This is a genomic window from Devosia sp., assembly GCF_017744655.1.
In the GTDB taxonomy this organism is placed as follows: domain Bacteria; phylum Pseudomonadota; class Alphaproteobacteria; order Rhizobiales; family Devosiaceae; genus Devosia.
In genome coordinates this window covers 1-20,742 of record NZ_JAGIAW010000014.1, presented here as the reverse complement: position 1 = coordinate 20,742, position 20,742 = coordinate 1, and the positions used below count along the sequence as shown (strand labels likewise).

The 20,742-nt window shown below is 61.5% G+C and carries 18 protein-coding genes; 13 read left to right on the top strand and 5 right to left on the bottom strand.

The genetic code is table 11. The annotated features are described in order from the left end of the window. Nucleotides 1-36: 36 nt before the first annotated feature. The gene (galU, locus tag J7557_RS19805) at nt 37-948 is read right to left on the bottom strand and encodes a UTP--glucose-1-phosphate uridylyltransferase GalU (protein WP_291421888.1); all 912 of its coding nucleotides are present in this window, start codon (nt 946-948) and stop codon (nt 37-39) included. A 423-nt stretch (nt 949-1,371) separates the two neighbouring features. Here galU and J7557_RS19800 point away from each other — a divergent pair, with 423 nt between their 5' ends. The 8 genes from J7557_RS19800 (at nt 1,372) to J7557_RS19765 (ending at nt 8,252) form a co-directional block, all read left to right on the top strand. Beyond that, entirely contained in the window at nt 1,372-1,554 is a 183-nt protein-coding gene (locus J7557_RS19800; RefSeq protein WP_291421886.1) for a hypothetical protein, read from the top strand. Between the two features lie 425 nt (nt 1,555-1,979). Beyond that, nucleotides 1,980-2,651, top strand: a complete 672-nt coding sequence (locus J7557_RS19795; RefSeq protein WP_291421884.1) for a sugar transferase — start codon at nt 1,980-1,982, stop codon at nt 2,649-2,651. A gap of 9 nt (nt 2,652-2,660) precedes the next feature. After that, a complete protein-coding gene (locus tag J7557_RS19790; RefSeq protein WP_291421882.1) occupies nt 2,661-3,041 on the top strand; it encodes a hypothetical protein in 381 nt (126 codons plus the stop codon). Further along, a complete protein-coding gene (locus J7557_RS19785) occupies nt 3,025-4,227 on the top strand; it encodes a glycosyltransferase family 2 protein (protein ID WP_291421880.1) in 1,203 nt (400 codons plus the stop codon). The genes J7557_RS19790 and J7557_RS19785 overlap by 17 nt, the downstream gene beginning before the upstream one ends. Beyond that, nucleotides 4,227-5,513: an O-antigen ligase gene (locus tag J7557_RS19780; RefSeq protein WP_291422487.1), complete on the top strand. Its 1,287-nt coding sequence runs from the start codon at nt 4,227-4,229 to the stop codon at nt 5,511-5,513. Before J7557_RS19785 ends, J7557_RS19780 begins: the two co-directional genes overlap by 1 nt. Further along, on the top strand, nt 5,464-6,462 hold the full coding sequence (locus tag J7557_RS19775) for a glycosyltransferase (protein ID WP_291421879.1): 999 nt from the start codon (nt 5,464-5,466) through the stop codon (nt 6,460-6,462). The genes J7557_RS19780 and J7557_RS19775 overlap by 50 nt, the downstream gene beginning before the upstream one ends. Beyond that, nucleotides 6,459-7,937 (top strand): lipopolysaccharide biosynthesis protein, encoded by a 1,479-nt coding sequence (locus tag J7557_RS19770; protein WP_291421877.1) that lies wholly within the window; start codon nt 6,459-6,461, stop codon nt 7,935-7,937. The genes J7557_RS19775 and J7557_RS19770 overlap by 4 nt, the downstream gene beginning before the upstream one ends. A 54-nt stretch (nt 7,938-7,991) precedes the next feature. Beyond that, the gene (locus J7557_RS19765; protein WP_291421875.1) at nt 7,992-8,252 is read left to right on the top strand and encodes a CopG family ribbon-helix-helix protein; all 261 of its coding nucleotides are present in this window, start codon (nt 7,992-7,994) and stop codon (nt 8,250-8,252) included. 349 nt (nt 8,253-8,601) lie between these two features. Here the strand turns inward: J7557_RS19765 and J7557_RS19760 are convergent, their stop codons facing one another. The 4 genes from J7557_RS19760 to J7557_RS19745 form a co-directional block, all read right to left on the bottom strand. Next, nucleotides 8,602-9,495: a polysaccharide pyruvyl transferase family protein gene (locus tag J7557_RS19760; RefSeq protein WP_291421873.1), complete on the bottom strand. Its 894-nt coding sequence runs from the start codon at nt 9,493-9,495 to the stop codon at nt 8,602-8,604. A 13-nt stretch (nt 9,496-9,508) separates the two neighbouring features. Next, nucleotides 9,509-10,279, bottom strand: coding sequence for a family 16 glycosylhydrolase (locus J7557_RS19755; RefSeq protein ID WP_291421871.1), 771 nt, complete (start codon nt 10,277-10,279; stop codon nt 9,509-9,511). A 13-nt stretch (nt 10,280-10,292) separates the two neighbouring features. Continuing rightward, on the bottom strand, nt 10,293-11,522 hold the full coding sequence (locus J7557_RS19750) for a polysaccharide biosynthesis/export family protein (protein ID WP_291421870.1): 1,230 nt from the start codon (nt 11,520-11,522) through the stop codon (nt 10,293-10,295). 107 nt (nt 11,523-11,629) lie between these two features. Further along, nucleotides 11,630-12,343, bottom strand: coding sequence for a hypothetical protein (locus tag J7557_RS19745; protein WP_291421868.1), 714 nt, complete (start codon nt 12,341-12,343; stop codon nt 11,630-11,632). Nucleotides 12,344-12,929: 586 nt separating this feature from the next. On the opposite strand from J7557_RS19745, the gene J7557_RS19740 reads away from it, so the two are divergent. The 5 genes from J7557_RS19740 to J7557_RS19720 form a co-directional block, all read left to right on the top strand. Then, entirely contained in the window at nt 12,930-14,327 is a 1,398-nt protein-coding gene (locus tag J7557_RS19740) for a TolC family protein (RefSeq protein ID WP_291421866.1), read from the top strand. Between the two features lie 285 nt (nt 14,328-14,612). Then, a complete protein-coding gene (locus J7557_RS19735; RefSeq protein ID WP_291421864.1) occupies nt 14,613-16,760 on the top strand; it encodes a type I secretion system permease/ATPase in 2,148 nt (715 codons plus the stop codon). Then, entirely contained in the window at nt 16,757-18,082 is a 1,326-nt protein-coding gene (locus tag J7557_RS19730) for an HlyD family type I secretion periplasmic adaptor subunit (RefSeq protein ID WP_291421862.1), read from the top strand. Before J7557_RS19735 ends, J7557_RS19730 begins: the two co-directional genes overlap by 4 nt. Next, on the top strand, nt 18,072-18,698 hold the full coding sequence (locus tag J7557_RS19725) for a ribbon-helix-helix domain-containing protein (RefSeq protein ID WP_291421860.1): 627 nt from the start codon (nt 18,072-18,074) through the stop codon (nt 18,696-18,698). The genes J7557_RS19730 and J7557_RS19725 overlap by 11 nt, the downstream gene beginning before the upstream one ends. A 229-nt stretch (nt 18,699-18,927) precedes the next feature. After that, nucleotides 18,928-20,742: DUF5801 repeats-in-toxin domain-containing protein (locus J7557_RS19720; RefSeq protein ID WP_291421858.1), on the top strand; the 1,815-nt coding region annotated here is incomplete at its 3' end.

The window sequence follows — 20,742 nt, the reverse complement described above, 5'->3', positions numbered from 1 at the left end:
GGGCGGCCCATTCGTTTGGGAGAGCGTGGGAGAGGCTTATTCTGCGGCGATTTTCATGCCGTCGATGAGGGCGGTGTGGAGGCCGAGTTTGCCGAGGGCAGTGAGGAAGCCGTCGGCGATGTCGTCGCGGTCGAGGGCGTAGGCGACGTTGGCGGTGAGGAAGCCCACCTTCGAGCCGCAATCGAAGGACTGGCCTTCATATTTGACGCCGGCGAAGGGTTGGGTGTGCATGAGGGTCTGCATGGCGTCGGTGAGCTGGATTTCACCGCCGGCGCCGCGGGGCTGGTCGGCGAGGAGATTGAAGACTTCGGGCTGCAGGATGTAGCGGCCGGAGATGATGAGATTGGACGGGGCGTCCTGGGGCTTTGGCTTTTCCACCATGTCGGTGATGCGGAAACCGGCATCGGTGCCGGTGCCACGGCCGACGACGCCATAGGACGACACTTCCTGGTGCGGCACTTCCTCGACGGCGATGATGTTGCCGCCGATTTCCTCATAGGCTTCCATCATCTGCTTGAGAACGCCGCGGTGGCTCTTGAACAGCATGTCGGGGAGGAGGAGGGCGAAGGGCTCGTCGCCGACGATATCGCGGGCGCACCAGACGGCGTGGCCGAGACCGAGCGGCTCCTGCTGGCGGGTGAAGCTGGTGCGGCCGGCCGAGGGCAGGTCCTTTTGCAGGGCCTCGAGGGCGGCGGTCTTGCCGCGGGATTCGAGCGTGGTCTCAAGCTCGAACTGGCGATCGAAATGGTCTTCGATAACGCCCTTGTTGCGGCCGGTGACGAAGACGAAGTGGGTGATTCCGGCTTCGCGCGCTTCGTCCACTGCATATTGAATGAGGGGACGATCGACGACCGTCAGCATCTCTTTCGGCATGGCCTTGGTGGCCGGCAGGAAACGTGTTCCGAGGCCTGCGACCGGGAAAACGGCAGTTTTGACGCGTTTTACCATGGCTTTCTCCTGATTGAGGGTAACAACAGGTTGAATTGGAGCATGTAGACCAAAGTCGATCCAGCCAAATTGGGTTCCTGAACCGCATGGCTCGATTGCAGTTTTGCTCTCGATTCATTTTGCCTAGTTTCAAGGCAATTGGTCACATAGGCGCCATTTTATCGATTTGATGCCAGACGCTGCAGATAAGTATTTTCATATATTTGCAAGTCCTTTCCTGGCTGCGAGGCGCGGTCGCAAGTAAAGGCGAATGAGTGCGGCGAGCTGGAAAATCGCTGCCAAAAGCGCCGCGCTACGCAGTCGTGAAGGCCCTGCGTATTTTAATCTGTCCGCGAGGGGTGTATTTACCGGGTACTGGTAGGAAAATGGCTGCGGCTCAAATGGCGCCGCCTGACAAGAACGCCCGCCAGATGGAGGATGAACGTGGACGGTGACAGGCCCGAGGATGGCGCGGCCCGCAAGGTGCCTCTGGCAGCCCCCTCCAACACCGGCCAACGTGCGCCTTTTCCCTGGCCCTGGGGGCTGGTTGCCATCGGCGTGATGGCTCTGGCCTGGGTCGGCATCTATCTCGTCTGGAACGGGGTGATGTTCCTGTTCAGCCTTTAAGACAGAGCGGCAATACGGCCAATTCTACGTGTGGTTACTTGTTTGACGCGCCTGAAAACGCACTTCTGTACTTTAGTACAGTATATCCCATCCGCGAGTGATGCGCTCTTCTTAAGGGCTTGATTTACCTCGCTTTGCCCATCGTTTCTTGGGGCAATTTTGTGACCGCCCCCCTGCATGACAGCTATGCATGAGAGGCGTTGATACGCATTTCTCATCATGTTTGGTTCACCATATGTCGGGGCAAGCCACAGGCCTCGACCGCAAATGCGGCGTCTCCGGACAGATGTTCGGGGCCTATCAGAGATGAGTGAGAAACCCGGTTTCGCTTAAGCGCATGGCGCTTCTGCGACCCCTTCCGCACGTCAAGAAAAGGCGGGCTCTGCTGCCTTTCTTCGCAAGTCCATTCTGCGAGAGAGAACATCATGTCGATCATCAATGCCGAAGTCGGCGAAACTACCTATCCGAGCAAAGCCGGCATGCCCCGTGGGGGCGTCGCCAAACGTGCCTTCGATGTGGTCGCGGCATCCGCCATGCTGATCTTTGCGCTGCCGGCCATATTCTTCATCGCCGTCATCATGTTTTCAACCGACCGCGGCCCGATCTTTTTCGGGCATGAGCGGCTCGGGCTCAACGGGCGCCGGTTCCGGTGCCTCAAATTCCGCTCCATGGTAGTCAATTCCCAGGAGGCGCTGCAGCGTCATCTTGAGCTTTTCCCGGCGGCGCGGGCCGAATGGGAAGAAACGCAGAAGCTGCGCAATGATCCGCGGATCACCAGGCTTGGCCGGTTCCTGCGCGTGACCAGCCTTGATGAACTGCCGCAGCTGATCAATGTCATTCGCGGGGACATGAGCCTCGTGGGGCCGCGTCCCATCGTGCAGGACGAAGTCATTCGCTATGCCGAGCGCATCGAGGATTATTCGGCCGTGCGGCCGGGCATTACCGGGCTCTGGCAGGTCAGCGGTCGCAGCGATGTGGGCTATGACCAGCGCGTGCAGCTCGACAGCACCTATGTGCGCGAATGGAGCTTTACTGGCGACATGGTCATTCTTCTCAAGACCGTAAGGGTTGTCGCCCTTCGAACCGGCAGCCGGTAGGAGAACCATATGGCCATTCTTTCGCTTCGACCGGGTGCCTTTCGCACCCGCAATCCGGGCCGGGACGCCGAGACCGACCAGGCCCGAATGGAAACCGTGCGCAATGCCATTTTGATGGCTCTCGCCGATGCTCGCCGCGAACGCGACGGGCTGAAGCAGCGCATGAGCATGTATTATGCGCAGGCGGCCACCATGCTCGATACTTCGGAAGAGTATGGAATGCGGGCTGCGGCCGACGAGGCGGTGATCCGCTCGGCCGAGCAGAGTGCCTCCAATGCACGGAAGCGCGTGGCGCAACTCGAAGCGCAGATGGAGAAGTTCTCGGCGCTGATCGGGCAGCTCGATGGGGCGCCCCAGGAAACGGCTGCGGCCGATGTCGATATTGCCTGAAGCGACGGCTGGTGCCGCGCCGCTAATCTCGGTGGTGATGGCCAATTTCGAGGCGGGCGAGAAGATCCTTCACGCCCTCCACTCGGTGCTGCGGCAGAGTGTGAGTGATATCGAGGTGATCGTCAGCGATGATGGTTCGCGGGACGATAGTCTGGCGCATGTGCGGCGGCTGATGGAGGTTGATGGGCGGGTCAGGCTCATTACGGCCGACGCCAATGGCGGGCCGGCGCGGTGTCGCAATCGGGCGCTGGATATGGCACGCGGGCGCTGGATCGCGGTCGTGGATTCCGATGACATCATTCATCCAGAACGGTTTGAGCGATTGCTGGCGGCTGCGGCGGCGCATGATGCCGATATCGTGGCCGATGACCTCCTGCTGTTTTTCGAGGATGGCTCTGCGCCTCGCCTGATGCTGGGCGAGGGCGTGGAGCGGAGCTTTCTGGTTTCGACCGAGCGCTGGGTGCTGGCGGGGACCGATGGTTCACCGGCGCTCGGCTATTTGAAGCCGTTGATTTCGGCGGAGCGGCTGAAGGCGGTTCGCTATGACGAGGCGCTGCGCATCGGGGAGGATTTTGACCTGATCTTGCGGCTGCTGCTCGAAGGCGCGCGCATGCTGATCGTGCCGGAGCCGTTTTATCTCTATCGCCGGCATTCGGGGTCGATTTCGCATCGGCTTTCGGTCGCCGATATGGAAGCCATGGTGGCGCGGCAGAGGGCGCTGGTTGGTGCCTTTGGGACGCTCGATGGGCGGATCGCGGCGGCGTTTGCGCAGAGACTTTCAGGGTTGGAGCAGGGGCTGGCTTATGAGCGGCTGGTTGCGGCCGTGAAGGCGCGACGGCTGGCTTCGGTGCTGGGGCTTGTGGCGAGAAATCCGGGACATGTCGGGCGGCTTTGGTCGTCGTTTGCCGAAGGTAGGCGGCGACGGGCTGAACCGGAGAAGGCTACCCTGCCGTCGCCTGTGCTCGTGCTTGGCGCGGGGGCGGGTGAGATGGTGCCGGCCTACGTGCCTGTGTCGCTGACGGATTGGTCGGCGCCGGCCATGCGTGAAACTTGGCGCGGGCTGGCGGCTCGGCGCGGGACGGGCGCGGTGCGTTGCATTCCGCTCGATGCGGCTGGGCGCTATGCGGCTGGGTTCATTCCCGAGGCGATTATCGCAGAGCCGGAAATGGCGCGGGAGGCATCTTGATGCAAGTGCCCGGGCGCGTGACCATCAACATGGCGACACTGCTTACATTCGGCGCCTTTGCGGCGCTGGTGCTCAATGCCATGCTCGGTTCGCTCGCCGCCCTGACCTTCGTGGGGTGTGGGGCGCTGCTGATGGTCAGCAATCCGCACCAGACGATTGATAGCCTGAGGCGATGGTGGCCGGTGCTGCTGCTGCCGGCCTATTGCATGCTGACGGCGCTGTGGTCGCTCTATCCGTCCAATTCGCTGCGCTATGGGCTGCAACTGGGGTTTACGCTGGCTGTGGCCATTGTAATCACCGGACGGGTGTCCACGTCGACGCTGATGCGGCTGATGTTCATCGTTTATGGCATTGGCGTCGTGGCCAGTTTGGCCTTTGGCAAGACGGGGCTGGGTGGGGCCTGGGTTGGCGCTTTTGGCAGTAAGAATGCCGTGGCGGCGCATATTGCGGTTTTTGCGCTGATCTCGGTGGCGATTGCCGTGGATCGGAATTCTCATCCCGTCCTGCGACTGCTGGGCGTGGGTGGTGCGATCCTGTCCGGACCGCTACTGGCGCTGGCTCAGTCGGCGGGTGCGATCCTCATGCTGGCGCCCTGCATGGCCATCATCCTCCTGACGCTGCTGATCACGCGGCTGACGGGCATGCAGAAGCTGTTTGTCGTCGTGATGCTTGTCATCGTGGGGGCGGCGCTGGCGCTGCTGGTCATGGTGGCGGGTGATACGCTGCTAGCGGAAATCCTCGAAGGCTCGGGGAAGGACGCGACCCTGACGGGGCGCACTGATCTCTGGGCGACGGGGCTGAGCTTTATTGCCGAGCGGCCCCTGCAGGGACTGGGTTATCGCTCGTTCTGGGTGATCGGCTTTGCGCCGGCCGAAGAGCTTTGGTCGATGTTCGACGTGCCTTCGGGCGCGGGGTTCAACTTTCACAACACCTATATTTCCAATGCCGTCGAGATCGGGCTGATCGGGCTGACGCTGCAGATCATCATCATCTATGGCGGGGCCATTGCCATGGGTGCCTATACCTTTGCCCGGCCCAATGCGCCCAATGCGCTGCTGCTGGCGCTGCAGGCGCTGATGATCCTTCGCAGCTTCATCGAGGTGGAGGTGTTCTTCGAGTTCTCCATCCGCTCGATCATGGGCATTGCCACTCTCATCTATGCCGCGCAGGGGCTGCTTGCCCTTCGCGCTCAATCCGCTGCGCCCGCGCGGCGCCGTCCTGGAGGTCTTTTCAGCCATGTCCGAGTACCAGCCCGGCCTCGTCCACTTCCGCACGCCGACCTATAAGCGCCCCGAGGCGCTGCGCCGCGCGCTCTATTCGATGATCGACCAATCCTGGCCGCACTGGGTCTGCGATGTCTATGACGACGATCCGGACCAGGCGGCGCGATCGGTCGTTGCGGCGATCGGGGACGCGCGCATTCGCTATACGGCGAACACGCCGCAGCTCTTTGCCTCGAAGAATATCGACCACTGTTTTTCGGCGGAGAACCCGCACGGGGCGGAGTTCTTCTGCGTGGTGGAGGATGACAATTTCATCCTGCCCGATTTCTGCGCGGCCAATATCGCGCTGGTGCGGAGCCGGGGTGTCGAGATCGTGCTGCGCAATCAGTATTTTGAATATGCGAGCGGCACGGAGCGGGCTTCTGTAAGCGATATCGGCGTGCTCGACGAGCTCTTCACCGAGGGGCTTTATGAGGCGGACGATTTCCGCATGGCGCTGCTGGCCGGGATCGGGGTTTCCAATGGTGGGCTCTTCTGGTCACTGAGGGCGAAGTCGCCGCTCGAAATCCAGTATGGATGCACGGCGACGCTGCAGGAATATCTGCGGACCTATTCGGTGGTGGAGCCGGTCTATGTGGCTATGGAGCCGCTGGCGGTCTGGGCGGAGAATGCCGAGCAGACGACGCGGAATGCGGAGCTGAATGCCGGGTATTTGCGTCGGGAGCTGGATCTGAAGCGGGCGGTGCAGGCGCTGCGGCAGCGGGTCTGGACCGAGGCGAGCACCGAGCAACGGGCCCGGTTTTTGACCGATCCGCGGTTTGCGACGCCGATCGGCGTGCGCGCGGTAAATGTGGGCAAGGCGCTGCTGGGGCTGGGGCTGTCGCCGCATGTGTCCCCGGTGGAGGCGGCAAAGCTGCGTTCGCGCGGGATGATGATCCGGCTGCTGGGGCGGGTGACGCCGGAGTTTGAACGCTTCGTCGCCTCGCGCGATGGGTTGCGGCACAGCGCATGAGTGTCACGACAGAAGCGGGAGGCAAGAGGCTCGATCATCTGAAATCGGGCCGAGCTTCGGCTGCGATCAAGGGCACGATGTGGTCGCTGGTCAGCAGCCTTGCGCCGGCGCTGCTCGGATTTCTGGTGTTTCTGGCGACGTCGCGGGTGCTTACGCCGGCGGAGTTCGGGATTGTCGCCTTTGCGGCGAGTATCGCGACGGTCGGGTTGGCCGTGGCGCCGGCGGGGTTTCGCGAGGCGCTGATTCAGCGGACAGATATCGAGCCGAAGCATCTTGATACGGTGTTCTGGCTGTGTGTCGGCGCCGCGGTGGTCATTTTTGGTGCGCTGTGCGTGGCGGCGCCGTTTGTGGCTTCGTCTTCGGGCGATGCATTGTTGGTGGCGCTGGTGCCATTCATTTCGGCGCGGGTGATTTTTGATATGGCGGCGGCGGTGCCCAATGCGCTGCTGGTGCGGACCATGTCGTTCCGGATGCTGGCGCTGCGGACGACGGCGGCGTCTGTAATTGCTGCAGTGGTTTGCCTGGGGTTGCTTTGGGCCGGGTTCGGGCTTTGGGCGCTAGCGGCTTCGCAATTGGCGGGGTCGGTGACGACCTGTATAGGGGCGCTGATTGCAGCGCGGTGGATGCCGGGGTTCCGGTTTGACCTGAAGGCGCTGAGCGACCTGAGGGCGTTTGGGCTGTTTTCGACGGGCAATCATTTCATCACCACGATCAGCTTGGATCAGTTGCTTATCGGGGCGCTGCTGGGGCCAGCGGGGCTGGGTATCTATGGCTTTGCACGGCGGATTTTTCAGATTCTCACCGACCTGTTGTCGGGGGCGCTGAACCTTGTTTCCTATTCGCTGCTGTCTTCGATGCAGGGCGAGAAGGAGAAGCTGCGGGAGGCGTATCTGCTGGGGACCTTTGCATCCTCCGTAGTGGCTTTTCCGGTCTTTGTCGGGTTGGCGCTGGTGGCGGGGGATCTCATTCCGCTGGCTTTTGGCGATCACTGGATCGAAGCCGTGCCGGTGGTGCAGGCGTTTTGTGCGCTGGGCGTGCTCACCGCCGTGGGGATATTGCAGGCCTCGCTGATCCGCAGCCAGGGGCAGGCGGACCTGTGGTTTTACTACGTCCTCAGCAAGCAGGCGGTGACGGTGCTTTACGTCTTCCTGTTCGCGGGTTGGGGGCTGCTGCCGCTGACCGTGTCGCTGGTGGTGCTCAATACGCTGATGTGGATGCCGACGCTGCACATGGTGGTGCGGTTGCTGGGGATTTCCCTGCTGTCTTATCTCGGGTCGTTCGCGCTGCCGGTTTTGGCCACGGCGATGATGTGGGGCGCGGGCTGGCTGGTGCAGCGGGAGATGGGTGAGGCGGAACCGCTATTGCGGCTCGTGGCGACGATTGGTGTTGCGGCGGCGAGCTATGGGGTGGTGGTCGTGGTGCTCGGGCGGGAGCGGATGCTGCGGCTGGTGGGGTTTGTTAGGCGGAAGCGGTAGGCTTCACCGATTGCTGAATTTGTAATACGCTGTAGTTTGATTTGGAGTGTAGCCATGTCAAAGCCACAGCTATCCGACCCCATCACTCTTCGTCTGCCCATGGATGTGCTGGAAGCAATCGAACGCATTGCGAAAACGTCGGACCGTTCCCGTAGCTGGGTAATGGTGCGCGCCATGCGGCTTTATCTGGCCGGCGAAGGCGCCGAAATTCTCAACGTCGCAGATGGTCTTGCACAGCTCGACAAGGGCGAGGCCGAGGACATGGATGACGTTATTGCGCAGGTGGAGCAGATCGTTCGCGGCAATGCCGCCTGATGAAAGTCAAACTCTCCAGGAACGCCGCCGACTATGTTCGGCAGGAGGCGACCTATCTTAGTCAGCATAGCCGTGCGGCGGCGGAGCATTTTCTGGAGCGGGTAAAGTCGGTAAGGCGCGATCTCGCGGGCTTTGCGGAAGCCGGATTTTCGGACGACGGGCTTCCAGTGCCGGGATTGCGGCGTCTTCTGAGGGACGGTATTTCTACGATTACCGCATTCGCGAAGGCGACATCGAAGTCGTCGCGATATCAAGCTCCGTCAACATGCCGCTTCTGAACCCGTCTGACGATGATGACGACTTCGAGATGTAAGACAGAGGGCATTGCTCCCTCTGTCCGCTCGTAAAGTTAGCTCACCGCTACGCGGCTGCGGACGAAGGTGTCTACTGCAGCTTGGGCTTTTTCGGTGACTTCGACGATCTTTGCGTCGCTGCTGAGCTGGGGTTCCAGGCGGGCCATTTGCCGCAGGTGTTGGGCGGCGAGGCCGGTGAGGATGCGGTTGGGGATGGCGGCGAGGGGGGAGGCATTGAATTTGCCGACCTTGCCCAGGCGGCCGCCGCGGCCGGTGCGGGCGATGTAGTATTCGAGGACGCTGGTGGGCTTCAGCTCGTTGAGGCGCACGTCGACATTGAGGGCGCCGGCCCAGTCGAGCCATTTTTTGTGGTGACCGCCATAGATGGGGCGGGCGCCGATCCAGGGGGTGCGCAGGGCATCGGCGACGATGGCGCCGTGCATGGCTTCGGTGATGAGGAGGCGGGCGCCGCGGATCTGGCTGAGGACGGTTTCCACCGGAGCAGTGGCGTCGATCAGGGTCATGCCGGCAAGGCGGCAGGCCTCGGCCCAGTCGCCACGTTCGAGGCTTTCATAATGGGGCATGAAGGCGATGTTGACGCTGTCGTCGGGGGGCGGCAGGTCCATGGCGCGGAGGAGGATGGCGCTGTCGCAGATGGAGAGTTTGGGATCGATGCCGAGGGTTTTGGCGGTGTTGGGGCCGCGGACGAAGCGGATGTCCCAGGTGCCGTCTTTGATGTCAGGCAGGCCCATATAGCCGGCATAGCCCGAGCCCATGACGAACTTTCGCGACTTTTCGGGGAGGTGATCGCCGATGATGGAGCCGATGCCGACAAAAAGCTCGCTCTCGTCTTCGTCGAGGAAGCCTTTTGGCAGGAGGGCGGGCCAGACGTGGAGGTTCAACTCATCGCCGAAATTGGGCACGTGGCCGCGGAAGAATACCAGCTTCATCGAGAAGTCCTTTTCAGTCCTGGCAGAGGATGGATTGTTCGAATGCGCATTCTTGGTCGAGCGGGGTGAAGGCAACCCAGTCGACCTCCATTGCGATGGGGGCGGTGACAGGGGTGAACTCGCCCATCCAGTCGGTCAGGGTGTCTGATCCCCAGAGGCTGAAGAAGATGCGCTGGGCATTGCTCGGAATGGTCTTTGGATCGTCCATGGTCCGGACATGCTGGCCATTGATGTAGAAGCGCACCTGATGGGGCTCCCAGGTTATGGCGTAGGTGATGAAGTCGCTGTCGGACGGATAGGGCAGGGCGTGGGACTGGCCGCTGCCGATTTCGCCGTCGCCGCTCTTGCCGTTGACGAAGGTGGTCGTGTCGACGTGGCCGGTGTCCCGGGTGAGGATCTCGAAGTCGATCTCGTCATGCGGCTTGCCCTGCTGTGGACCGATATAGGTGAAGAAGGCGGCGTTGAGGCCGGCGCCGGAGGGCGTCTTTAGGCGGGCTTCGTAGGTGCCGTAGCTATAGGCGCTGCGGGTCTGGAGTTCGCCGCAGCGGTATTGGCGGTCCCCTTTGGCTCCCGGCGCAAAGCCGACGCGGAGCATGCCGCCTGAGGCCGTGACCTGATCGGTGGACCAGGTGCAGTTCTGGTGGGCGCCATTGGCCCAGCCATCGGCGACGTACCAGCGGGATTGGTCGAGCACGTCGAAATCGTCGAAGAATGCGTCCTGGGCGAGGGCGGGAGTGGCGATGGCTGTGGTCAGTAGGGTCAGAAGGGCGAGGGTGCGTTTCATCTGAAAAGGGTCCTCACTGTGCGAAGGCGAGGCGCGCGATGACGACGTCGCCGGAAATGAGTGGGGTGCCGATCTCGGCAGGGATTTCCTCGCCGTCGCGGATGATGACGTAGGTGTAGGAGGGGGCGGTGTCGCTCTGCGCGGAGACGCCGGTATAGAGCACGGCTTCCTGCACGAGGCCCTTTTGCGTCGAGATTTTGAGGGCGAGGGCGCTGATCTGGCCGTCGACGGTCTGACGCTCGAGCGTGAGATCGGAAATGCGCTGATCGGTGAGGCGGGCCTGTTCGCGATTGGCGGTGGCGATGGCCTGCTGGGCCTGGAGGGTTGCCGTCTCGGTGTCGAGGAGGCGGGTCTCGAGGTCGGCCACATTGGTCTGGAGCGAGGTGACGCGGGAGGAGAGCGCCAGGCCATCGTCGGAGAGGGCGGTGATCTTGGTCAACTGATCGCGGGCGGTTTCGAGCTGGCTCTCGGCGCTGGTCTGCTTCTGGTTGAAGGCAGTGATCTGGGTGGTCAGCAGGCCGACTTCGTCGGTGAGGGAGGTCGACTGGGCTTCGGCCTGGCGCTTCTGCGCTTCGAGGATGGCGGTTTCGGCCGCGAGGAGCGATTGCAGGTCCGGGTGGCCTTCGAGCTCGGGGGGGACGGCGATCTGTTCCTGATTGGCCAGTTCCGCATCGAGGCGGGCGCGGCGGATGAGGAGGCGGGCATATTCGTCTTCGAGGACGTCGAGCGCGCCGGAGGTGCTCAGCATTTCCTTTTCGGGGCGGACCACGGCTTCGGCACTGCGGCGTTCGCCGCCGGCGAGGGCCAGGGCTTTTACGACTGTCAGGTTGGGAGCGAAGGGGTATTCGCCGGGGGAGCCGACATCGCCTGAGACGTAGATGGGGCCGTAGGTGGAGACCTCTACCGTGACCGAAGGTGCGGTTGGCAGGCCAAGGGATTGCTGCAGGGCGGTGCCGAGATCTGCGGCGAGCTGCGTGCTGGTTTTGCCCAGGCTTTCGGTCGGGCCGACCATGGGGAAGTTCACATTCCCATCGGCGCCGACCACGTAGTCGCCGCCGAGCGCGCTCCATTCCTCGAAGGTGGAGTCGGCGGCTTTCCATTGCACGACCTTGATGGCGAGCTTGTCCGAGATACCCAGAATATAGGGTTCGGCGGCTTGCGTGGCGCCTGTCGCGACGAGCGCCAGAAGACAGACGAAGACGCGACGCGCGACAGAGTGAGTCCAGTCGGGGGCTGAGATCATGTCCCCATCCTTGCTTCTATTCGTGGAATGAGGATCGTCGCGATCGATCATGCCCGCAATGGGGCAGGACCACGGCGCCATCGGCGCTCAAGCAATTGGAGGTGGCCTCAAGCCGTTGATTTTTCAGTGGGTTCAGGGAGAGGATCAAGCATTGCCGGCTCGCTCAGGGCAGGCATGCGGGGAGCGGGCAACTCGCGGCGATCGGATGGACGGGCTCGCCGTGTCCGTGCGCCGCCGGGAGCAAAACCGAGGGAGGCGAGCCTGCGTCGCTGCTGAGGGGTAAGGGCCGGCCAGACGACGGCGCGTGCTCTTTCATCGAGAGTGCCGAACTCGTCTTGATGGGCAATGCTGCGGGTCTGGACTTCGAAAATGCGCGGGTCGATGGGTTCGTCCAATTGCGCCATGCCGGCGAAAAGTGCGGCGGCGTGTTGAGGCGACAATTGCAGATTGCGCTCGAAATAGACCACGATCTCGCCGAGCGGCAGATCGGGAAGGGCCGTTTGCACTTTTCGGATGGCTTCCTGGCAGGTGCGCTGTTTCTGCCGCGCGGTGAGCCCGTGGATATAGGCCCGGACGGAGGGGAGATCGAATCGATCTCCATCGATCACGCCGCTTACGGGATAGCGGCCGACGCAGCGCTGGCAAATCCAGAGGGTGACATCGCCGCGGGCCACCTCATAGGTGAGACGCTGGTGCTCTTGCCCGCAAAAGCCACAGCTACTGGCGAGGGTCACGTCATCCGCTATCGCCCATGTAAAGGTCCAGGCGCTGGGATCGCCCACGGCCTCGTTTAGCGTATAGCGGAATCGGGACATCGGCATGCTTGGCCTCATCGTTCATTGCGCGATCCCATCACGGGAGCGTTACCCATGACACGAGAACCGGGGCAGCCTTTTGGTGGCACGGGTGAAGAGTTGTGTTCAAAATGGGGAAACTTAATGACGGAAGGGTCGCGGGTTGTGCACGCAGGCCAAACAATCAGGAACAATTCTCTGCAGATTTTTGTCGGATCGTTCCTGCCAACTGCTTTACAGAAATTGGTTACCAGGAAGAATAGAGACCCAGAGTCTGTGCCGTGTGGTTTAGAAAATAGTTACAATTTTTGTAAATCATATATCAGAATAACTTGCTTTGCGCTGAATGAGAAATCTCTCTGTTTTCAGTCATTACATGTTTGTACTGGATTTGCTTTACTGTGGCGCAAATGTCGTAACGGTCAATAATCGCTGGATTCTTGGCTGATGACAGCAAGTGTCGGTTGCCAGGAGTCTAACTCTCGGGTATCAAAGTAATAATTATGGAAGCTGTGGCAGGCGGAAGAGTGCGGTCTCTGCGGCTACATTGTGTTTGGTCGGTGGCGCCCGGGGCTTGGGTGGTGCGCTGGCTGAATGGGCGCTTGGGGGCGATATGAAGCTTTGGTCTATCCGCGCATTGGCGCTGGGCACCGCACTCGCGACTGTGCTGGCTGTGCCGTCGTTTGGCATGTCTCTGCGCGACGCGGTGCAGTTGTCGCTGACATCCAATCCCGAAATCGGCGCTGCCGTTCAAAACCAGCAGGCGGTGGAATTCGAGCTGCGTCAGGCGCTTGGTCTTTATGCGCCGCGCGTCGATCTTGAGGGATCGGTTGGCGTACAGCGCCTAGACACGCCCTCTCGCCGGGCGGCAGGGCTTGATGACGATGCGCTCGTGCCGGCGCAAATCGCTCTGGTTGCGACCTTTGACCTCTTTGACGGTGGATATCGCGATGCTGGCGTGGATCGCCAGGCTGCGCGTATCGACAGTGCGTCCTTCCGCGTGCTGGAGCGCAGCGAATTCATCGCTCTGCAAATTGCTCGCGTCTACTATCAGGTTGTGCTGCAGCAGCGTATTCTTGGGTTGAGCCAGGAGAATGTCCGCTTCCACGAAGGTATGCTTCAGGATGTGGCCTCGAGTATCGAGAGCGGCCAGCTTACCGAATCGGATCGTCTGCAGGTCATCGAACGTCTCGCTGCCGCCAAGGCGCGTGTGACCGAGGCGGCCGTGGCGCTTGAAGCGGCGCGTATCGAATTCGAATTGTTCGTTGGCTCGCAGCCAAGTTCCGTCGGCATGCCGCCGCACCCCGGAGCGGCCTTGCCGCGCACGTTGCAGGCCGCCATGGAGGTCGCGCGGATCAATAGTCCGGTCGCTCGTATTGCCGAGGCCGACATTGATGCTGCCGCTGCGCTGGTTCGACAGGCAGAAAGTGCTTTCGCGCCGAAGGTGCAGTTCGAGGCACGTGGTGCGACCGGTTACGATATCGGCGGTTCTGCCGGCATCACCAATGATTTCAGTGCGCGTCTGTCGCTGCGCTGGAACATTTTCGATGGTGGCGTTCGCGAGGCGCAGGTTCAGGAAGAAATCCGGCGCGAATCCGAAGCGATGTACAACCACGCTCAGGCCTATCGCGAAGTTGACGAGGCCGTGAAGACCTCGTGGCTGCAATTGCAGACCCAGGGCACACTGGCGTCGACCTATCGTGACCAGTTGAATGCTTCTGCAAACCTGATCGCGGCCTATCGCGAGCAGTTCGGTGTTGGCGAACGGTCGCTGCTCGATGTGCTTGACGCTCAAAACACCCGAGTGAACGTGCAGATGCTGCAGGAAACCGCGGCTTTCGGTGTGAGCTTCGCAGAATACCGCCTGCTGGCCGCCACGGGCTCGCTGCTGCGGTTCATGGGCCTGGAGGCTCCCTCAGGTGCTTATGCCCGCGCGGCGTTCAATGTCGAGCCCGGCAATGTTTCGGATCCGGCTGACCGCAAGCCTTTGGATCTGACGTTCAAGCCCTGAGAGCGGGCACATAATCATGCTTGCCGGCAATGGGCCGGCAAGGATTTGGCGGCACTTTGACCTTCTGTTTGACGAGGGTGAGAGGCCGATATTTACCCTATTCGCTGCTTTGCGGCGGGTTTTGTTGCCGACAATACGGTCGGCGCTGTACCACTTGAACACGGTATGGATCTGCCTTTGCAGGTCCACGGGAGCGTGGCGGCCGAGCGGGCACAAGCGGCCGGCCCGGCGCCCAATGTGCTAGAAATGACGTCTTACGAGACCACATCCACAGTGGAGTCGCCGGTGCCCTTGGTTGGTGCTGCAGGCGTAGGTGCAGGAGCGCAGGGTGCGGACCAGATACTCTCCGCGCTGCAATATCTCGCCCGGCTCTGGCGCAAACCCGATTCTCGCTCCTTTTTGACAGCGGGACTGCCACTCGACAATGACAGGATGACCCCCGAGCTGATCGCGCCCGCAATGGCGCGTATCGGCGTTACTGCAAGCACCCAAAACCGCGCGATCAAAACTCTGGCAGATTTCGAAATGCCGGCTCTGACTGTTGGGCCCGAGGGCGGAATTCTCGTTATCCTGGGGCGGGCAGGGCGCCGGGCTTTCCATTGCTTCGACGCCGCGCGCGGCGAAGATCGTATTCTTGATGCGAAGATGCTCAAGGTGCGCGAGCCGCGTGATCTGGTCATCCTGACGCCGAACTATGGCATGGTGCAGGAAAATTCCGGCGTTCGCTTTGCCCGCACCGGGCATTGGCTGTGGTCTTCCTTCCAAGGACACGGGCGAAGCGTAGTCTACGTTCTGGCGGCAGCAACGTTCATCAATGTTTTCGCGCTCGCCTTCCCGATCTTCACGATGAATGTCTACGATCGCGTGTTGCCCAATGCGGCGATTTCGACCCTTTGGGTCTTGGCTGTCGGTCTGCTTCTCGTGCTGGTCTTCGATATTGCCCTCAAGCTCGCGCGTGGGGCGATCATCGACCATGTTGGGCGCAGCATCGATTTCAAATTATCGTCGCTCCTGTTCGATCGCGTGCTCAACACCCCGATGGAAGCGCGCCCGTCTTCGACTGGGGCTTTCGTCAACCGCATCGCCCAATATGAAGTATTGCGGGACTTCCTGGCGTCGAGCACGCTGGTCATGTTCGTCGACGTATTGTTCCTCGGTATTTTTGCGTGGGTGATCGCCATCCTGGTGGGCTGGCTGGTGTTGTTTCCGCTGATAGCGGGGGTGATTGCCATTGCCGCAACGCTGTTCGTCGGTTGGCTGTCGGGTCGGGCGGTCAAGGCGGCGCTACGGGAGTCTTCGGCGCGCAATGCCGTGCTTGTGGAAGCGCTGACGGGGGCGCAATCGGTCAAAGCTTCGCGCGCGGAAGGTCAACTCCTGCGCCGTTGGGAGGCCACGGTCCTGGCCTCGTCGGAAACGCAAAACACCATAAAGTGGCTGCAGTCGATCTCGACCAATATCACCGCCACGCTGACGCAGTTGTCGATGAGCGGCATCATTATCGGCGGTACGTTCATGGCTGCGGCCGGCGATATCAGCATGGGGGCAATCGTCGCATCGATGATGCTCTCCAACCGGCTGATTGCGCCGATCTCGCTGATTGCTTCGCTGCTGCTCAAGACCCGTAGCGCGATAGAAGCCTACGAAACGGTCGATCAGATCATGTCCTTGCCGGACGAGCGGACCAGTACGGACGGCTTTTCGGCGCGCAATGTGAGCCAGGGGCGCATTTCCCTCAATAAGGTTCGCTTCGCCTATCCCGGTAGCAAGACTTTCGTCCTCGACGGCATCAGCTTCAAGGCCGATGCGGGCGAAAAAATCGGCATTATCGGCCGGATCGGTTCGGGCAAGACCACACTTGGTCGACTGCTCGTAGGCTTTCATAGCGCCGGCGAGGGCGAGGTCATGATCGATGGCGCCGATATCGGGCAGTATCACCCCGCCGATCTGCGGCGTGGCGTTGGCCTCGTCTTGCAGGACCCCGAGCTTTTCAACGGTACAGTGCGCGAAAATATTCTACTCGCCGATCCGACTGCCAGCGAAGAGCGCCTGAAGATGATTGCCAAGCGGGCCGGCGTGGACGAATTCGTCTCTCGTCACCCGCAGGGCTATGACATGCAGGTGGGCGAACGCGGCATTTTACTTTCGGGCGGGCAAAGACAGGCGGTGGCGCTGGCACGCACACTGCTCACCGAACCCAAAATCCTGTTTCTCGACGAGCCCTCCAGTTCGATGGATTTGGCGACTGAGCGCCAGCTTATCGCCAATCTTGAAGCAAGCCTCATGCCGGAGCAAACGGTGCTCGTGGCGACGCACCGCTATAGCGTTCTATCGCTGGTGACGCGTCTTATCGTGCTCGACAATGGTCGGATCATTGCCGACGGCCCTCGCGAGGACGTGCTGGCGGCCCTACGGAACCGGGGGAATGTCGGATGAACGCGCCCTTTCCCGTTCAGCAGCAGTCTCCGGCAGTTCTGCAAGCGCCGCCGCCGCCGCGCAGTTGGCTCTATGTCGTTGCCATCATCAGCATCTTTGCGGTGATTGCGCTGCTCTGGGCGTCCTGGGCCGAAGTAGACGAAATCAGCCGCGCGGAAGGGCGCGTCATCCCCTCGGGCAAGACCCAGATTATCCAGGCGGCGGAAGCGGGGGTGGTGACCGACATTTTGGTCCGCGCGGGTGAGCAGGTGCGGCAAGGCCAGCAGCTCATTCAGCTCGACGATACCAATACGGCTTCCAGCGCTGGGGAGGTTGAGGCGCGTGTGCTGGCACTCCTCGCGCAGACGACGCGTCTGCGCGCCGAAAGCCAGGGGCTGGGTGTCGATGCCTTCATTTGCCCGGCGGAAATCACCGTTTCGGCGCCGGAAGTCTGCGACAGCGAGATCGCGCTGATGACCAGTCGCGCAGCGAGCCTGGAGCAGGGCATGCAGGTGCTTGCGCAGCGTGTCGAGCAGCGACAGCGCGAATTGGGCGAGGCCTCTGCCAATGCGACGCGGCTTGGGGCCAATCGGAAAATTGCCCAGGAACGTCTGGCCCTGATGGAGCCATTGGCAGCCAAGGGGCTCGTGGCGCAAACGGCCTATCTTGATGCGCAACGTGAAGTTGGAGACCTGAACGGCCAGATTGCTGCCGTGGCGGAATCGGTGGCCCGGATCGAGGCAGCGCTGAGGGAAGCGCAGTTGCAGGTTGATCAGGCGACGCTGCAGTTCCGACAGGACGCGCTTGCGGAACTCACGGTGGCGTTGGCGCAGTTGGCCAGCACGCAGCAGCAGCTTCGCGGTGCGGAGGACCGGGTGCGACGCACCGATATCCGCTCGCCGGTCGATGGCGTAGTCAACACCGTGGAGATCAACACCATTGGAGGCGTCGTGGCGGCGGGCGAAAAGCTGCTCGATATCGTGCCGATTTCAGATGTGCTGCTGGTCGAGGCCCGGTTGCGGCCTTCCGATGTTGCCTTCATCATCCCGGGCCAGGAAGCGCGCATCAAGCTGACGGCTTATGACTATTCTATCTATGGCGGCCTAACCGGGCGTGTGACCAATGTCTCGGCCGATAGCATGGTCGATCCCAATACGCGCGAGACCTATTACATCGTGCAGATTCGAGCGGATAAGTCCGTGCTCGAATATCGCGGGCGGGAGCTGCCGGTGCTACCGGGCATGGTGACCTCCGTCGACATTCTGACCGGCAAGCGCACCGTGCTGCAATACCTTCTCAAGCCAATCAACAAGGTGCGGCAGGAGGCGTTCAGTGAACGATAGGGCCGCCTGGCAGGAGCAGGCCGACGAAAATGCCGATTCCCGCCTTATAGAGATTACCAGCCCTGAATTTCGGACGCTGACTATCAGTGGTGCGAGAACCGGCGTGCGGCTTGAAAAAATCTTCTGGCAGGCGCTGGACGAACTCAGCAATGAAGCGGGGCAGAAGCGAACGCGCTTTGTTTCGCAGATTGTGGAAGCCGCCAACAATCTCGACATCAACGCCACCGGGGCGATTCGCAGTACTACAGTTGATCTCCTGCTGCGAGAAGTCGAGCGGTTGAGGCCGCTGGCGCAAATTTCGTCGATGGTGAGTCTGCTGCAGGCAGGTCCGGCGCCAGCCTTCGCACTCGACCAACGCAAGCGCCTGGTCCAGTCCAATCCTGAATTTCTGCGCTATCTGCGATCGGTGGCCGGAAGCCCCGGGGCCTTAGCCGATGCGGCCCAATTGTCCATGGAACGGCCGCTTGATAGCCTGTTCAAGGATCTGCCGGCGGGACAGACTACGGAGTGCGGAATTTCCATACGTTCGGGCAATCGCGAGCGTCGCACCACGGCCCGCATCCTCATGGTGCCGCCGGCACCGGCCAAAGTGTTGGTTGGCTATATTTTGTCCTGACGCGTCAGGGATGAGGTCGCCGTCAGGCAGCCTAGCCCTTCTGTTTTTGGGTGCGGTTTCTCATCGAGCGCAAAGGCATACCTGGGTATGCATTCCAGTTAAGGTTAAGTTATCCTTCCGCCAAATTGCTATATCCGGATATGGATATTCAATTCTTCCTGTTTGCTGAGGGGGATAGCGAGCCCGTATAACCTGGTTAATTCAGCGTTAAATGGACCCAGGTGGCATTATGGCCCTTCGCATCGATACCCCAGTTGCTCCGACCTCTGACGTTTCCGCTCCTGCCGCCGATCAGCAGCAGGCAATTCTGGTGGCTCAGGCAGGGCAGCCAGACGCGCCTGTTCAGACCCAGGCGGCAGAGGTGGTGATCGAGGTCAGCGAAGGATCGATCCTGCGGCTGCCGGAAGGCGCTAGCATCGATCAACCGCGGATGAACGGCACGAACCTCGAATTCGTCCAGCCGGATGGTTCCGTGATCGTGGTTCCCAATGGTGCCATTCAGGGACTGACGATCTTCATCGGCGGTATCGAAATCCCACCCATCACGGTGGCGGCACTCTTCGAAGAAAGCAATATCCAGACTGCAGCCGGTCCTGAAGGCAATTCGGTGTCGAGCTCGGGCGGCAATTTCGAGCGGCCCGTTGGCGATATTGGTGATGCCTTCCAGTATGGCGGCCTGCTCGATGACTCCGCCGCTGCCGGCATTGGCGAAGGCAATGGGGTCGAGGCAAGCGATGCCAATCTCGCGCCTATCCTTGAAGGCGAACTCTATGAAGTGCGCCTCACCGAAGAGGCATTGGAGAATGGCTTCCCCGATGATCTGGGGACGTTCGACTTTTCGAGTGTGCGCGAATTTTCGGGTTCGCTGGGGGCGGTCGACCCCAATGGCGATGCGATGACCTTCACGTTTGGCACCCCGGGCACGGCATTTACCTCGGGGGGTGTTCCGGTCACCTGGACCGGTGCAGGGACCGGTACGCTCACAGGCTGGGCGGGCGACGTAAAGGTCTTCGAGGCGACCTTCACAGGTCCTGCCGGCGAATACACGATCACGCTCTATAAGCCGATCGATCACACGGGGCCCGGCGAAGACGAGCTGGCGATCAACCTGCCGATCACGGTTACCGACGTTCCCGGCGGCATGAGCACCCCGGCCACCATTCGCCTGATCATCGAGGACGATAGCCCGGTGGTGCGCCTGACGCCGGATGCCGGTGAAGGTGCTACCCGACTCTCGATCGCCGTGGACGAAACCGTCGGCGCGGAGCGCGCCGCGCAGGGCGAATCCGCCAATGGCAATTCGGATGACGCCGAAGGTGTGCTTGGTCGCACGACGAGCAACTTTGCGGGTGGCCTTGCTGACCTCTTCACGCTGACCGGCGGCTACGGCGCCGATGGCGCGGCAGCGACCAATCCTCTCGTTATTTCCTTCAGCTTTACCGGCATTCCGGCTGGCGGACTGGCGACCAATCTGAGCGCCACCAATGGTGGTCTGATTACGCTCTTCCTCGAAGGTGGCGCCATTGTCGGCCGCGACGCGGGCAATGCGATTGCCTTCCGGCTTGAAATCGTCGGCGCACCTGGCGCCGAGCAGATCGAAACGACGCTGTTCAAGGCCATTTCGCATGGTTCGTCCGAGCAGTTCGACGAAACCGCGTTCCTGCGGGTTTTGCAGGGCGCCGTTCAGTTGCGCATGGATGTGACCGCTACGGATTTCGACGGCGATTCCGCCAGCGCCTCCGCAACGATCGATATCGCCAATGGAGAATCCAGCGTCGTCGGATTTGAGGATGACGGTCCGGTCTCGATGGGCGTTGTGACGTCTTCGACGGTCGTTGACGACGAAGCGCAGACTCTGTTCCCGGGCAACAACACGCCGAATGACGGTGTGGCCAATGTTGCGACTGCCTCGGGTGCTGCGGGTTCGCTGTTCTCGATGGGTTCGGATGGTCTTGGTTCGATCACGATCACGCCGCCGGCCTTCTCGGTGGTGTACAAGGACGCCCAGGGCTTTGCGCAGACGGAGGCCGTCTCGTGGAGCGCT

Coding starts and splice junctions, on each gene's coding strand:
- galU (WP_291421888.1), bottom strand. CDS start 948: ATGGTAAAACGCGTCAAAACTGCCGTTTTCCCGGTCGCAGGCCTCGGA.
- J7557_RS19795 (WP_291421884.1), top strand. CDS start 1,980: ATGTCGATCATCAATGCCGAAGTCGGCGAAACTACCTATCCGAGCAAA.
- J7557_RS19790 (WP_291421882.1), top strand. CDS start 2,661: ATGGCCATTCTTTCGCTTCGACCGGGTGCCTTTCGCACCCGCAATCCG.
- J7557_RS19785 (WP_291421880.1), top strand. CDS start 3,025: ATGTCGATATTGCCTGAAGCGACGGCTGGTGCCGCGCCGCTAATCTCG.
- J7557_RS19780 (WP_291422487.1), top strand. CDS start 4,227: ATGCAAGTGCCCGGGCGCGTGACCATCAACATGGCGACACTGCTTACA.
- J7557_RS19775 (WP_291421879.1), top strand. CDS start 5,464: ATGTCCGAGTACCAGCCCGGCCTCGTCCACTTCCGCACGCCGACCTAT.
- J7557_RS19770 (WP_291421877.1), top strand. CDS start 6,459: ATGAGTGTCACGACAGAAGCGGGAGGCAAGAGGCTCGATCATCTGAAA.
- J7557_RS19765 (WP_291421875.1), top strand. CDS start 7,992: ATGTCAAAGCCACAGCTATCCGACCCCATCACTCTTCGTCTGCCCATG.
- J7557_RS19760 (WP_291421873.1), bottom strand. CDS start 9,495: ATGAAGCTGGTATTCTTCCGCGGCCACGTGCCCAATTTCGGCGATGAG.
- J7557_RS19755 (WP_291421871.1), bottom strand. CDS start 10,279: ATGAAACGCACCCTCGCCCTTCTGACCCTACTGACCACAGCCATCGCC.
- J7557_RS19750 (WP_291421870.1), bottom strand. CDS start 11,522: ATGATCTCAGCCCCCGACTGGACTCACTCTGTCGCGCGTCGCGTCTTC.
- J7557_RS19745 (WP_291421868.1), bottom strand. CDS start 12,343: ATGCCGATGTCCCGATTCCGCTATACGCTAAACGAGGCCGTGGGCGAT.
- J7557_RS19740 (WP_291421866.1), top strand. CDS start 12,930: ATGAAGCTTTGGTCTATCCGCGCATTGGCGCTGGGCACCGCACTCGCG.
- J7557_RS19730 (WP_291421862.1), top strand. CDS start 16,757: ATGAACGCGCCCTTTCCCGTTCAGCAGCAGTCTCCGGCAGTTCTGCAA.